The following is a 13,517-nucleotide window of genomic DNA, read 5'->3' on the forward strand; positions in this document are numbered from 1 at the left end:
GCACCCCCACCTTCCCCGGAACGCATCCCCGCCCAAAAATCCGGGCAGGTGAACCACTCGACGCCTAGTTGAGCTGTTCCTCCGGGATGAATCTCGCCAGGTAGTCGGCGAGTTCCTGGTAGGTGCAGCCGACGAATATCGCCAGTTCGCGGACCGAGGAGGGGGGTAGTTCCACGACACCGTCCGGGTTCTCGTTCAGTTTGTTGCGGGCCCACTGGTGCATGGGGCGGAACTTCTCGCTCCAGTCGTTGAGTAGGTGGCGGAGGTCGATCTGGAGAACGAGGTTCTGCAGGTGGATCCTCGCGCGTTGCAGTGCGTGGCCCAGGAGGGTCGGTGCCGCGACTCCCAGGGCGTCGCACAGTTCTATGAACCGGAGCACGGTGAGGTGGCGTGTGCCGTGCTCGTAGGACAGCAGGGTGCGGTCTCCGATGCCGGACGGCAGAGTCGCCACGAGTTGGGCGCGGGACCAGCCTTTGGCCTCACGCGCGCGCCGCAGCTCCTCGCCGATCACCCGGGAGAGCATCTTCTCGGACACGTCGGCTTGGGACTCCATCAGATGGTCCCGCGGCGGAATAGGGCGCGACGCCGGCGGTCGCGCGTCTGTGTAAGGGTCATGCGAAAGGTCTCCCGTTCCCGTCACAGCCCAAGCGGGCGCGTCGTCGGACTGCGACGCGTGCCTCGGTGCTTGGGTGTCACGTGATGACGTGTGTCGAAAAGTCTGGCTGGACAGAACGACGGCTGGGCTGAATGGAACTGCCCATGGCCTGGCCGGCGACTGGACCTTCGAGTCGGGGGGAAGGCCGCGCCGTGCCTCTGGATCAAGATTAGAGGCGCGTACCGTCGTCCTGCAGTCAGTTGTCACTTATCGGGTGGCAGAAATCATCACATGAGCGGGAGTCATTTGTTGTAGCTGTACGTTCCGTGGCATTCACGGGAGACATTATGATACTTAGGTGAACACGGTCAAGCTCACCCGGGTGAAAGTGAATGCGTTCCGTAATGGTCACGGGTGCAAGAATTGTGACGATTCTGTGTTTCCGCAATTCACCTTACGAACCGAAAGTGTAGGCTATTGAACTCCGACTACACAATGCTGTAGCGAGCGTGTCGGCTGACAAGCGAGTCCGGGCAGGAGACGACGTCCGATGTGGACCGCAAATGTGGCTCAGGGCACCAGGATCAGCCTGATCGGGTTGCCCTGTTTGCCCGACAATGCCTTCACCGCGTCCGGGGCCTCGGCGAGCGGGAGCGTGCCGCTGATCGATCGGCTCAGGTCCAGACGCCCGTGGTGGATCAGTTCGATGAGCCGCTCCACGTCGCCGGCCTGTGAGCCGTAGTGGCCGAGGATCCGCTGCCCGCGGACGCTCAGCAGGATGCTGTTCGGCACGGCGAGCGGTTCCGGCGTCAGCCCGACCAGCACCAGCCGGCCGCCCAGGCCGAGGCAGCGCAGCGCCTGCTCCCGCACGGCGGCGACGCCGGCCATGTCGTACGCGACGTCCAGGCCCGCGCCGCCGGTCACCGCGACGACCTGCTCGCCGAAGTGGAGATCCGCCGGGTCGAACGCGTAGTCCGCGCCGAACTCCAGCGCCCGGTTCCTCGCCGCCTCCAGGGGGTCGACGGCGACGATCGGGGCGGCGCCGAGCAGCCGCAGCAGCTGCACGGCGTGCGCGCCGAGTCCGCCGACGCCCCAGACGCCGGCCGGGCGACCTGGCTCGGCGCGACCCGTGCCGGCGACCGCGCCCCACGGCGTGGACACCGCGTCGGGCACGATCGCGCCCTGCTCGAAGGGGAGCGCGTCGGGGATGGCGACCAGCGTGTGGTGGCTGGCCAGCGCGTACTCGGCCCAGCCGCCGTCGTAGTCGACGCCACGGGTGCGGATCGCCAGGCACGGCCCGCGGAACCGGACGCACTGCGCACACCGCCCACACCGCTCACCCGCCTCGAGCGTCACGCGGACACCCGGGTGCCACTGCGCCGGCACGTCCGGCCCCACCGCGTCGATCTCGCCGGCCACCTCGTGCCCCAGCGTCACCTCCGGCACGTCCAGGAACGCGGGCCGCAGGCTGCCGTCGATCAGGTGCACGTCGGACAGGCACACCCCGGCGGCCCGCACCTTGATCCGCACCTGGCCGGGCCCCGGCTCGGGGATCGGCACCTCGCGCATCTCGAACGTGCCAGCACTCGGGTTCAGGCGTCCGGCAAGCATGCCTCACACCCTAGTCGTGCGGGGCAACAGGAACCCGATGAGCGCGGCGGCCGCCGCGATCGCCGCGCCGACCCACACCGCCGGCTGGAGACCCGCCGCGAAGCCCGCCGGGCTGCCGTAGTCGCCGTAGGCCGAGAACACCGACGCCAGCACCGCGACGCCGACCGCCACCCCGAGCTGACGCATGGTGTTCACGGTGCCGGACGCGATGCCCTGCCGGTCCGCCGGCACGCTCGCCAGCGCCACCGTGCTCATCGGCGCGAACTCGAGTCCCATGCCCACCCCGGCGAGCACGAACGGCACGACCACGGTCCCGTAGCCGACGCCCACCGCGCTGACCGCGGCCAACCAGCCCAGTGCCACGGCCAGCAGCACGAGGCCGGTGACGATCAGCGCCCGCGCACCGAACCGCCTGATCAGCACCAGGCCCGCGAGCGGCGCGACGAGCATCGGCGCCATCGTCCACGGCAGCGTGCGCAGGCCGGCCTCCAGGGGCGACGCGCCCAGCGACACCTGGAAGAACTGCGCCAGCAGGAAGACCGCGCCGAACACGCCCGCGGAGAACAGGAAAGCGACCGCGTTCACCGCGGTGAACCCGCGCGAGCGGAAGAACCCCAGCGGCAGCATCGGCGTGGCCGCCCGCCGCTCCCACGCGACGAACGCGCCGAGCAGCACGGCGCCGCCGACCAGTGCGGTGAGGACGGACGTCGACGTCCAGCCGTGGTCCTCGCCGTGCACCACGCCCCACACCAGCGCGAGCACGCCGGCCGCCGACAGCACCAGCCCCAGGGGGTCGAGCCGACCGGTGCCGCCGCGCGACTCCTTGAGCACGGCCGCCGCCAGCGGCAGCGCGACCAGGCCGACGGGCACGTTGAGCCAGAAGATCCAGGTCCAGTGCAGTCCCTCGGTGACGGCCCCGCCGATCACCGGGCCGACCGCGACGCCGAGGCCGCTGATGCCGCTCCAGATGCCCACCGCGGCATTGCGCGCCGAATCCGGCACCGCGGCTGCGAGGAGGGTGAGCGACAGCGGCATGACGGCCGCGCCGGCCGCGCCCTGCACGGCCCGCGCCGCGGTCAGCTGCCACGGCTCGGTGGCGAGCGCGCAGGCCGCGGAGGCGATCGTGAAGAGCGCGATGCCGGCCAGGAACAGCCGCCGCCGGCCGATCCGGTCGCCGAGCGCGGACAGGGTGAGCAGCAGCGCGGCGAACGAGAGCGTGTAGGCGTTGACGAACCACTGCAGGTCGGTCAGGGAGGCCTTCAGGGACGTCTTGATCACCGGCAGCGCGGTGGTCACCACCAGGTTGTCGAGCGTGACCATGAACATCGGGATGCTGACCGCCGCGAGCACCGCACCCATGGCGCGGCTGGCGGTGGCGGCGGGAGGTGGGGCGGCGAGGGTGGTCATCTCTGCACCTTTGTTGTTATCGACTGATAACTAGCAAAGTAGTAATCGACTGATAACATGTCAAGCATGAGTCGAACCCGCCTGTCCGCGGCCGAACGCACCGAGCAGATCGTGTGCGCGGCGGTCAGCGCGTTCTCGACCTCCGGCTATGCCGGCACGTCCACCGACGACGTCGCGCGCGTCGCCGGGGTGTCACAGCCGTACGTGATCCGGCTGTTCAGGTCCAAGCAGCGGCTGTTCCTCGCCGGGGTCGAGTACGCGGCCAGGGAGATCGAGCGGACGTTCCGCGAGTCAGGGGCCACCGATCTCGACGGCCTCGGCGAGGCGTACCGGACGCTGCTCGGCCGGTACGAGGTGCTGGGCATGCTGATGCACGGCTTCGCGGCGGCCGGCGGCGACCCCGAGATCGGCGAGAGCGTGCGCGGTTGCCTCGGCCGCATCTACGAGCTGGTCCGCGAGCTGACCGGTGCGGACCCCCGCGAGGCGGCGGACTTCGTCTCGACCGGCATCTTCCTGACCGTCCTGTCCTCGGTGCGCGTGATCGGCCCGGACGCCGTGTCAGCGCAGCCGTGGATGACCGACATCCAGCAGGCGTTCAAGCGGGTGTTCGAGGGCGAGGGGGCCTAGATGCGCGGTGGCTCGCCGTGGTCGCGGCGCAGGCCCTCGAGGATGCGCTCCATCACGTCCGGCGACAGGTCGTCCGCGCCGGCGATCTCGGCCGGGGGCGGCGCCGCGGCGGCGGCCGCGCGGGTGGTGCCGCGCCGGGGGAGCGGGACGACGGTCGCGTCCATGCCCTTGGGCAGCGGGACCTCGGCCCAGAGGAGCTGCTTGCCGGTGGACAGCGGGGTCACCCCGCTGTTCGGCCCCGCCAGGGACCGCGGCACCGCGAGCTTCGGGGTCTGCCGGTCGTCCTCGATCTCGATGGCCAGGGTGTTGCCGGACAGACGCAGCCGGAACAGCAGCATCGTGGGCGTCGACTTGGCGTTCGCGTCGCCGACGACCGCCGTGATCAGTGCCTCGGTCACGCGCCGCACGTCGGGGATCATGGACTCGACGCGCCACTCGGCCAGCGTGAAACGCACGAAGAGGTCTGCGCAGTTGATCGCACTCGGTAATGCGACGAGCTTCAGGTCGTCTACCTGCACCGTCTGATCGCGCACGGAAATCTTCACATCCCAACCTCGGGAGACGCCTGGTGATCTTGCCGCGAAACCCTTCTAACTGGCAATGCCCCCTTGCCCGAGGCGTTGCCTACACGGCTGCAGGTTACTGGGCCGTGCAAACACGCCTCGCGGGGGCAGGGCGGAAAGCGCCGGGGCCGTGAGCACGACCGATGCCCTGACCTGCGGTTCGTGGGATGTTCACAGTGGCGCCCCGCCGCCACTGTGACCAAAACGACCACAAAGCCGGCCCCTAGATGAGGCCCTCGCGCAGCGCGTAGGCGACCGCGTGGGCGCGGTTCTTCAGCTGGAACCGGTTCGTCACGTCGTGCAGGATGCTCTTCACGGTGCGTTGCGAATAGCAGAGCTTCTCGGCGATCTCCTGGGTGGAGAAGCCGGACGCCACCATTCGCAGCACCTCGGACTCGCGGTTCGTGATGCCGGCCAGCTGCAGGCCACGTGGTTCGAGCACGTGGCGTTGCAGCCGGGAGACCTGGTTCAGCAGCCGGCCGAGCAGGTCGGGCGGCAACGCGCCCTCGCCGGCGGCGGCCGCCCTGACCAGGCGGACGAGCACGTCCGGCGTGGCCTCGCTCCGGCGGGCGACCGCGCACACGCCCGACTCGACCGCGGTCAACACCTCGGCCTCGGCGACCTCGCCGGCGATCAGGACGATCTTCGTGTAGCCACGCCCCTGGACGGCGCGGAGGAGCTCGGCGGTGCGGTCGTCGAACCGGTCGGCGGCGACGAGCGCGACGGTGTTCGCCGGGTCGGCCTTGTCGTCGGTGAGCCAGACCTCCGGCCTGGTGCGGAGCGCCATGCAGACGCCGTTCTGCAGGATGGGGTCGGTGGCCCGGACCAGGACGTTGGTGCGGGTGGTTGATGCCAACATCGGTGTTTCCCCTCAGGTGTCCGTTCGCGGACGGGTGTCTTTCGGATGTGTGCGGGCAGGGGGTCAGTGCGGGCGGCGTTCCGAGCGCTGGATCAGCAGGACGGTGCCGGCGGCCGCGAGGGCCAGCAGTGCGAGGACCGGGACGGCGACGAGCCACCACTGCGTGCCGGTCGGCGCGGGCGGGCGCACGGCAGCGGTGCCACGGGCAGGGCCCGCGGCCGTGCCGTCGTCGCGCGCCGTGCGGTCGCCGGTCGCCGGGCCGGTGGGCGGGACCTGCGCTCCCGGCGAGGTGGTCGTGATACTCGGCGCCGACGGATCCGACGGTTCGGTCGGCGCCGAAGGTTCGCTCGGCCCGGTCGTGGGCGTGGCCACGGACAGGGTGAGGTCGCACGGGACCGGCCGGACCTCGCACGGCCGGGGCCGCGGCGGTTCGGTCGGCGTCAGGATGTCGGGCGGGCCGGCCGCTGTCGGCGGCGCCGCGCTCGCCTGGTGCGCGGTGAGCAGGAGCGTGGTCAGCAGGAATGCTGCTGTGAGTAGTGCCCTCACGGTCGTGTCCCTCCGGTGGACGGTGTGTCGACCGGTAGGAGCCGGCTCCCGCGCGGGCCCTTACAACTTTCCGTAGAACTTTTTTCAGCTGATGACCGGGCAGTCCTGCACGACGAGACGGCCGGTCCTCGGCTTGCTGGTGTTGCCGGCGGCGTCGGTGGCCGTCACGGACCAGTTGACGGTGCCGGAGTCCGAGAAGTCGCCCAGGGTGGCGTACCAGTCGCCGTCAGGGACCATCGCCTTGCTCCCGCCGGGTTCCTCGCCGTGGGGGGTCCAGGTCAGCGTGACCGAGGTGACGGCGACGTCGTCGGAGACGGCCGCTCGGATCGAGGACTGGGACTGGTCGCAGCCCCGGGTGTAGATCTCACTCGGTTCGGCCGACGCGCTGTTGACCACTGGCGGGGTCCTGTCACCCGGCGGCGGTGGGGGCGGAGGCGGTGGCTGCCCCACGTTGGAGGTCGTGGTGGGGCGGGGCGCCGTGGTGGTCCTGCGGGTTGTCGTCGGGCGGTTGGTCGTGGTCCGGGTCGTCGTCGTGGGTGCCGCGGTGGTGGCTGTCGTGGTGGGGGTCGTCGTGGTGGTGGCCCGGTGGGTGGTGGTCGTCAGCGCGACGGAGTTCTCCAGCGCCAGCGGCTTGCCCTCCACCGGACCGCCGCCCGGCCAGTACACGATCGCCGCGCCCGCGACCAGCAACGCCAGCACGGCCGCGGCCGCCGCCGTCACCTTGGCGCGTCGCGAGCCGAGCAGGCCGGCGGCGGTCACCGGCTCGTCGGTGTCCTCCGCGAGGAGAGCCGCCTCGGTCGCGAGGCCGCCGGCGGCCGCGGCGCCCTGGCCCGCACCGCCCTGACCCGTCGTCTCGTTCTGCTCGGTGGGTTGGTCCTGCTCGGTCGGCTGGTTCTGCTCGGTGTCCTGGTCGGAGGTCTGGTCGCTGTTCTGGTCGGTCGCCGGCTGCTGCTCGGTGGGGACGTCCATCGACGCGAGCTGGACCTGTCCCAGCACGCGGTCGCGCAGGAACAGCGGCGCCGGCAGCAGCGGCACGCCTGCCAGCAGCGCCCACGGGCTGACCACGATCCGCCTGCGGGCCGAGCACACCTCGCACTGGTCGACGTGGCGGGCGACGCGCTTGCGCATGATCGGGGAGAACCTGCCGTCCCAGTCGGACAGCAGGGCGTCCAGCTCGGTGCAGTCCTCGCGGCCGAGCCGGGCGATGAGCAGGGCACCCAGCGACCGTTCGACCTGGTCGCGGAGCCGGGTCAGCAGCACGTACGCGTGGCTGGGGCTGACGCCCATCGCCTCGCCCAGCTCCGCGCCCTCCAGACCGTGTCGCAGGTGCAGGTCGAGCAGGGCGCGGTCGCGTTCCGACAGCCCGCCGGCCGCCGTCCACACCAACTCGCGCAGCGACTCCTGCTCGGCCGCGCGATGCGGCCCCGGATCCGTGTCCGCCATGTCTCCCACCTCGTCGAGCACGACCCGACGACGGGCCCGCACCCGGCGTAGCGCCACGCTGCGCGCGACGGCGTACAACCAGGACCGGAGCCGTTCCGGGTCGTTCAGCTGAGCAAGGCGTTGCGCGGCGAGCACGAACGTGTCCTGCACGGCGTCCGCGGCCTCGTCCCGGTCGCGGAGCACGGAGTGGCAGAAGTCGTGCAACCGGTCGGCGTAGCGGTCGTAGATGGCCGCGAACGCGTCCCGGTCGCCCGCGAGCACACCAGAGACAAGCTCGCTGTCACTGTGCTCGGACACAGGGGTACCTCCGGCAGAGAGAACCTTGCACATGGTGGGAGCCCCCGAACCGGAGGAACCTTACGACTTTTCGGCGCCGAGTCGTACCGCCATCCGTCGGACGCGTGCCAGGCTGGGCCCGTGATCGAGACGACCACCCACGGCGAGGTCGCCGTCCTGACGCTGCACCACGGGCCGGTCAACGCGCTGGACCTGGAGCTGCTCACCGCGATCCCCGACGCGCTCGAGGCCGCCGGCGACGCGCCGGTCGTGCTCACCGGCGCCGGCCGGTCCTTCTCCGCCGGGGTCGACCTCAAGCGGATCGTGGCCGAGGGCGTGCCGTACGTCGAGCGGTTCCTGCCGGCGCTGTCCGCCGCCTTCCTCGCGGTGTTCGACCACCCGCGACCCGTGGTGGCGGCGGTCAACGGGCACGCGCTCGCCGGCGGGTGCGTGCTGGCCGCCGCGTGCGACGTGCGGCTGATGTCCGGCGGCACGATCGGGCTCACCGAGCTGGCCGTCGGTGTGCCGTTCCCGACGGTCGCGCTGGAGGTCATGCGGCACGCGGTCGGTCCGGTGGTCGACCGGCTGGTGCTGACCGCGGCCCGGCTCGACCCCGCGGAGGCGCACCGGGTCGGGCTCGTCCACGAGGTCGTGACCGAGGATCTCCTCGCGGCGGCGGTGAGTTCGGCCGCCGCACTCGCCGCGGTGCCCGTCCCCGTGTACGCGCTGGCCAAGCGGCAGCTGCACGAGCCGGCGCACGCGCGGATCGCGGCGCGGCGCGGCGTCGACGATCAGGCGGTGGACGCGCTCTGGGCCGACCCCGGCACCGGGGCACGGCTGCGCGACTACCTGGCGAGCCTGGTGAAGCGGTAGGGTTGCTTCCGGTCTCGTCGCGACTCGAGGAGGTGAGAACGATCTCCGTCTGTGGTGGTCGGGTGCTCTCACCTGTGCCGGCCTAACGAGCCGGCGAGGGCGCCCCGTGCTGAGAGGCGCTCAATGTCTTCTGTTGTCTCCCGGTCTTCTGTCGTCTCCCGGTTACGTGCCGCGGGCTGCGTGTTCGCCGAGGACGAGGCGCGGCTGCTCGTCGAGGCGGCGGCCGGTCCGGCCGACCTCGACGCCATGGTCGAGCGGCGGGTCGGTGGGCTCCCGCTCGAACAGGTGCTGGGGTGGGCCGAGTTCCGCGGCCTGCGGATCGCGCTGGAGCCCGGGGTCTTCGTCCCGCGGCGGCGGACCGAGCTGCTGGCCCGGCACGCCGCGACACTGGCCAGGCGCGGCGCGGTCGTCGTGGACCTGTGCTGCGGCTCCGGCGCGGTGGGGGCCGCGGTGCACGCGGCGGTGCCGGGGATCCGACTGTTCGCCTCGGACATCGAGCCGGCCGCGGTCCGGTGTGCGCGCCGGAACATCGCGGGTGCGGTGTACGAGGGCGACCTGTACGAGCCGCTGCCCGACTCGCTGCGGGGCCGGGTGGACGTGCTCGTCGCGAACGCGCCGTACGTGCCGTCCGACGCGGTCGGCCTCATGCCGCCGGAGGCCCGGCTGCACGAGCCGCTCGTCGCACTGGACGGCGGCGCGGACGGGCTCGACGTGCTGCGCGGGGTGGTCGCCGGGGCGCCGGCCTGGCTCGCGCCGGGCGGTTACCTGCTGTTCGAGTCGAGCACCCGCCAGGCCGCCGTGGCCGTGGAACTCGTGGATGCGGCGGGCCTGGCGCCGCGGGTCGTGACCGACGACGACCTCGGCGCGACCGTGGTTGTCGGCCGATCGGCGCCCTGACCCGTGCCCGTTCGGGTGGTTCAACACCCCCGGTTCGGCGGTATTGCGTGGCATCCCACGCTGCCTACCCTGGCGGGTCTTGGAGGTTATCCGTGACAAGTACGGAAGAAGGAAGACAGAAGTACGACGCGCTGGCGGATCGCTACGAGGAGATTTATTTCTACGTCGCCGACGTGGGGCGCGAGTTGGTTTCCCTGGCCGAACCGCCGGCCGGCGCGCGATTACTGGACGTCGGTGCCGGCCGGGGTGCGGTGGCCCGTGCCGCGCTGGCACGTGGTTGTGCGGTCACGGCGGTCGACGCCTCGGCCGGCATGGTGTCCCGCCTGGCGGCCGACTTTCCGGAGATGGTTGTCCGCCAAGGAGATGCCGGCGCGCTGGGGTTCCCGGCCGACTCGTTCGACGTGGTGACGGCGGGGTTCGTCGTCCAGGTGCTGGCCTCGCCCGCGGCCGCGCTGGCGGAGTTCCGGCGCGTGCTGGTCCCGGGCGGCACGGTGGCCATCTCGCTGGAACGCCAGGAGGTCGGCCGACTCGCCTGGCTGCACGACCTGAACCGCGCGTTCTTCGGCGGCGGCGACGGAGCCGCGCCGCTGACGGCCGAGGAACTGGACGAGCTACTCGTGTCGGCCGGCTTCAACCCACCCACCCGAGCGACGGTGACCATCCCGAAGCACCTGCCCGACCCAGCGGCCCTGTGGGACTGGCTCGCACTGCAGGGCGTCCCGGCCGTGGTGGACAAACTACCCACGGAAAAGGCGGTCGCCTTCCGCGAACAGTTCTTCCGCGGCGCGGAGAAGATGCACCGGGACAGCGGAATAGTCCTGGAATTCGCCGCCACCCTCCACCGCGCCACAGCCCCCTGACCCCGCGAGTGCGAGGCTCGCGCGGTCAGGGCGGCGTAATCCGTGAATCCTTGTGCGAAGCCCGTACCCAGATCAACAGCTACCTCAGGGGAACGTGACGGCACCCAGGTACGGTCCACTTTGGACGCCGGCACCTTCGCCGGAACGCAACCACAGATGAGAATCCGGGGAGGCGGGCTAGTACTACAGGGCTAGATCATTAGCACCTGGCGTCGGAGGCGTCGTTTGAAGTGGCTTCGTCGTGTGTCTGTCTGGTGTGCGCGGCGCCAGGCAGACCAGCGAAGGCCCAGGTCAATGGCTTGATCGTCTTGGCCGATGAGGTTGAACAGGCGTCGGATCTCGGCGACGGAGAGCGCGATCAAGCGACGGGTTCGGCGTGGCCTGCCCAGTTGACGTTCCGGCTGTTGCGGCGGGTTCGTGCGGTCAGGGTGTGTGGGTTGTCCACAGGTGAAGGACCCCTTTTTTCGATTTGTGTCTCATCACCGCGAGGAATGCCAGGGCGAGCATCGCAAGGGTGATGTGTCGGTACCAGGCGTGGTAGAGACGGACCTGGTAGTTGTCCAGCCCGGCTTCGTTTTTGGCTGCCTCGAAACATTCCTCGATCGGCCAGCGATAACCGATGACACGGACGAGTTCTGTCATCGGTTCCCGGCGTGGGTTGTAGCAGTGAAAGTAGGCAAGTTCACCATCAGCGATGTTCCGGCGGAACACATACTGGTGACCATCGCCGGCTGTGTCATCGGCATTGACCAGCGCCCAGTCGTAGACCCGGAAACCCTTCGTGCCGATCCCGCAGGAACGGCGAGACCAGTCGTGGGGTTTCAGCTTGGATGCGACATGCTCGACGAGCGTGGTCACGCCGGTTTTGGTGGTGATGCTGCCGGTGACGGTATCGGTGTTCTTCGGCACGGCCATCGCATACGCGATTCCCTCGTCTTCCAGATACGCGCGCAAACCCGGATTCTGGCCGAACTCCTCGTCCGCGGCGAACCACGCGAACGGCACCCCCACCGCCACCGCCCGACCGATCATGTCCTTCACCTGCTGGGGCCGGGTCGCGAACGTCACCTCCTGCGACACGTGCGCCTCGGCTCGGCGGCCGGGATCAGCGCACCACGACTCCTCGGGCAGATACAGTTCTCGATCGATCAGCACCCGATCACCAGCCGTATTGGCATAGGCCAGGAACACGCCGATCTGACAATTGTCGACCCGGCCCAACGTTCCCGAATACTGACGTTGCACACCCGCCGACTTGTTCCCCTTCTTAGCGAAACCGGTCGGGTCCGCGATCAAGACACCACGCGGATCAGCGAAATGCTCCATCGCGTACGCCCGAACCAGATCCCGCGCTTCGTCGGCATCCCACGGCGACAGATTCAACAACCGCTGAAGCGCCTTCGGCTCCGGAGCCCCGGAATACTCCGCGATCGTCCAACCGTTCTTCCGCTCCAACGGAGCCATCAACCCACGCACATAATGCCGGGCATGCGCACGCGAATCCGTCCGATAGAACAACCCATCAAGACGCGCGCACACATCCCGGAACTCCTGATCCCACACAGCCAGATCTTCCCGAGTCACACCATCCACGACGTCAGCCCGCGCAGCAGAAGGAACGGTCATGCGCAAACACTCGCACAACCGGCATCCGATATCACGAACCAACACGCGAAAGATCTAGCCCTGTAGTACTAGGGGTGGGCTAGTAGTCGGTGATCTTGGTGATCTCGCGGAGGGCGTTGGCGGCGGCGCGGATCGTCGTGTCCGGGATGCCGGCCAGGAGGTGCTCGTGCACGCGGGCGGAGATGGCCATGGCCTTGTCGGTGACCGACTCGCCGGTGGGGGTCAGGTGGACGAGGCGGCCGCGGCCGTCGGCGGCGTTGGGTTCGCGGTCCACGTAACCGGCGGCGGTCAGGCGTTGCAGGACGTTGCTCGTGCCGCCCGAGGTCAGGAACAGCGACCTCGTCAGCTCGCTCGGGCGTAGGGGCCCGCCGGCCCGGCGCAGGGCGGCCAGGACGTCGAACTCCGCGTACGTGAGGTTCAGCCCGGCCAGTGCGGCCTTCATCGCCTGCTCGTGGCGCAGCGCCAGGCGGGAGACGCGCTTGCTCAGCTCCAGCCGGGCGATCGCCGCCGCCGGCATGCCCGACCGCGCCCACTGCTCGGCCAGCCTGTCGACCTCGTCCTCCACCACGCCGTCCGCCTCCTCTGCCTCGCCCTCCACAACGCCGCCCGCGACGCCCTTCGCCACATCCTTCGCCTTGCCCGCTGCCTCGCCCTCCGCGACGTGCGCTGCCTTGCCCGCTGCCTCGCCCTCCGCCACGCGCGTCGCCTTGCTCGCCGCGAGACCCTCCGCCTTGCCCGCCGCCTCGTCCTTCGAGTTGCCCTCCGCCACGTTCCCCGCCCCGACCTCCACCTCGTCCCTCGCCAGGTCCTTCGCTTCGGTGTCCGTCCCCTCGCCTCTCACGTCCTGAGGGTAACGCTGTCCTGATTGCTTTTCGAAAAGCTTTTGGGATAGCGTTAGTGGCATGGCAATGATCATTCGCGGGGGAACGGTCATCGACACCGACCCCGTTCAGGTCCGGGTCGCGGACGTGCGCGTCGAGGATGGGCGGATCGAGGCCGTGGGAACGGACCTGCCCGGCGCGGCCGAGGTGGTCGACGCCTCGGGGATGCTCGTTCTGCCCGGTTTCGTCGACACCCACCGGCACACCTGGCAGGCCGGGCTGCGCGCGATCGGCCCCGACAGCACGCTCGCCGCCTACCTCGACCTCGTGTTCGGCACCGTCGGCCCGCGGTACCGGCCCGCCGACGTCTACACCGGCACACTCGCTGGCGCGCTGGAATGCCTCGACGCCGGCATCACCACCGTCGTCGACTGGAACCACATCCAGCACACGCCCGAGCACACCGCCGCGGCCCTCGACGGCCTCCGCGCCGCCGGGATCCGCGCCGTGTTC

At 70.3% G+C, this 13,517-nt stretch carries 14 protein-coding genes; 5 read left to right on the plus strand and 9 right to left on the minus strand.

Going from position 1 to position 13,517, the window contains the following annotated elements; genetic code table 11:
• Positions 1-64: 64 nt before the first annotated feature.
• The 3 genes from ACJ73U_RS42860 to ACJ73U_RS42870 all read right to left on the minus strand — a co-directional run bounded on the left by ACJ73U_RS42860 (position 65) and on the right by ACJ73U_RS42870 (position 3,613).
• Complete coding sequence (locus tag ACJ73U_RS42860; RefSeq protein ID WP_407783528.1) at positions 65-553, minus strand: helix-turn-helix domain-containing protein; 489 nt, start codon at positions 551-553, stop codon at positions 65-67.
• A 612-nt stretch (positions 554-1,165) separates the two neighbouring features.
• A complete protein-coding gene (locus tag ACJ73U_RS42865; RefSeq protein WP_407783529.1) occupies positions 1,166-2,206 on the minus strand; it encodes a zinc-binding dehydrogenase in 1,041 nt (346 codons plus the stop codon).
• A gap of 3 nt (positions 2,207-2,209) precedes the next feature.
• On the minus strand, positions 2,210-3,613 hold the full coding sequence (locus tag ACJ73U_RS42870) for a DHA2 family efflux MFS transporter permease subunit (protein ID WP_407783530.1): 1,404 nt from the start codon (positions 3,611-3,613) through the stop codon (positions 2,210-2,212).
• Positions 3,614-3,679: 66 nt separating this feature from the next.
• Between ACJ73U_RS42870 and ACJ73U_RS42875 the strand changes: the two genes are divergently transcribed.
• Positions 3,680-4,240: a TetR/AcrR family transcriptional regulator gene (locus ACJ73U_RS42875; RefSeq protein WP_407783531.1), complete on the plus strand. Its 561-nt coding sequence runs from the start codon at positions 3,680-3,682 to the stop codon at positions 4,238-4,240.
• On the opposite strand, the gene ACJ73U_RS42880 is transcribed toward ACJ73U_RS42875, so the two are convergent.
• From ACJ73U_RS42880 to ACJ73U_RS42895, 4 genes are all read right to left on the minus strand, one after another.
• Positions 4,237-4,773 (minus strand): ATP-binding protein, encoded by a 537-nt coding sequence (locus ACJ73U_RS42880; RefSeq protein WP_407783532.1) that lies wholly within the window; start codon positions 4,771-4,773, stop codon positions 4,237-4,239. The two genes, ACJ73U_RS42875 and ACJ73U_RS42880, sit on opposite strands and share 4 nt — an antisense overlap.
• 253 nt (positions 4,774-5,026) lie before the next feature.
• Complete coding sequence (locus tag ACJ73U_RS42885; protein ID WP_407783540.1) at positions 5,027-5,659, minus strand: response regulator transcription factor; 633 nt, start codon at positions 5,657-5,659, stop codon at positions 5,027-5,029.
• 66 nt (positions 5,660-5,725) lie between these two features.
• The gene (locus ACJ73U_RS42890; protein WP_407783533.1) at positions 5,726-6,208 is read right to left on the minus strand and encodes a hypothetical protein; all 483 of its coding nucleotides are present in this window, start codon (positions 6,206-6,208) and stop codon (positions 5,726-5,728) included.
• Between the two features lie 84 nt (positions 6,209-6,292).
• Positions 6,293-7,948: an RNA polymerase sigma factor gene (locus tag ACJ73U_RS42895; protein ID WP_407783534.1), complete on the minus strand. Its 1,656-nt coding sequence runs from the start codon at positions 7,946-7,948 to the stop codon at positions 6,293-6,295.
• 120 nt (positions 7,949-8,068) lie between these two features.
• Here ACJ73U_RS42895 and ACJ73U_RS42900 point away from each other — a divergent pair, with 120 nt between their 5' ends.
• From ACJ73U_RS42900 to ACJ73U_RS42910, 3 genes are all read left to right on the plus strand, one after another.
• The gene (locus ACJ73U_RS42900) at positions 8,069-8,800 is read left to right on the plus strand and encodes an enoyl-CoA hydratase/isomerase family protein (RefSeq protein ID WP_407783535.1); all 732 of its coding nucleotides are present in this window, start codon (positions 8,069-8,071) and stop codon (positions 8,798-8,800) included.
• A gap of 123 nt (positions 8,801-8,923) precedes the next feature.
• A complete protein-coding gene (locus tag ACJ73U_RS42905) occupies positions 8,924-9,697 on the plus strand; it encodes a putative protein N(5)-glutamine methyltransferase (RefSeq protein ID WP_407783536.1) in 774 nt (257 codons plus the stop codon).
• Between the two features lie 92 nt (positions 9,698-9,789).
• Entirely contained in the window at positions 9,790-10,557 is a 768-nt protein-coding gene (locus ACJ73U_RS42910; protein ID WP_407783537.1) for a class I SAM-dependent methyltransferase, read from the plus strand.
• Positions 10,558-10,980: 423 nt separating this feature from the next.
• Here the strand turns inward: ACJ73U_RS42910 and ACJ73U_RS42915 are convergent, their stop codons facing one another.
• Both ACJ73U_RS42915 and ACJ73U_RS42920 read right to left on the minus strand, forming a co-directional pair.
• A complete protein-coding gene (locus tag ACJ73U_RS42915) occupies positions 10,981-12,141 on the minus strand; it encodes an IS701 family transposase (protein WP_407783541.1) in 1,161 nt (386 codons plus the stop codon).
• A gap of 121 nt (positions 12,142-12,262) precedes the next feature.
• Positions 12,263-13,024: a MarR family winged helix-turn-helix transcriptional regulator gene (locus ACJ73U_RS42920; RefSeq protein WP_407783538.1), complete on the minus strand. Its 762-nt coding sequence runs from the start codon at positions 13,022-13,024 to the stop codon at positions 12,263-12,265.
• 61 nt (positions 13,025-13,085) lie between these two features.
• On the opposite strand from ACJ73U_RS42920, the gene ACJ73U_RS42925 reads away from it, so the two are divergent.
• Positions 13,086-13,517, plus strand: a 432-nt coding sequence (locus ACJ73U_RS42925) for an amidohydrolase family protein (RefSeq protein WP_407783539.1), incomplete at its 3' end; no start/stop codon positions are given.

It is taken from the genome of Actinophytocola sp. (genome assembly GCF_045807065.1).
Lineage (GTDB): Bacteria > Actinomycetota > Actinomycetes > Mycobacteriales > Pseudonocardiaceae > Actinophytocola.

Coding starts and splice junctions, on each gene's coding strand:
- ACJ73U_RS42860 (WP_407783528.1), bottom strand. CDS start 553: ATGGAGTCCCAAGCCGACGTGTCCGAGAAGATGCTCTCCCGGGTGATC.
- ACJ73U_RS42865 (WP_407783529.1), bottom strand. CDS start 2,206: ATGCTTGCCGGACGCCTGAACCCGAGTGCTGGCACGTTCGAGATGCGC.
- ACJ73U_RS42870 (WP_407783530.1), bottom strand. CDS start 3,613: ATGACCACCCTCGCCGCCCCACCTCCCGCCGCCACCGCCAGCCGCGCC.
- ACJ73U_RS42875 (WP_407783531.1), top strand. CDS start 3,680: ATGAGTCGAACCCGCCTGTCCGCGGCCGAACGCACCGAGCAGATCGTG.
- ACJ73U_RS42905 (WP_407783536.1), top strand. CDS start 8,924: ATGTCTTCTGTTGTCTCCCGGTCTTCTGTCGTCTCCCGGTTACGTGCC.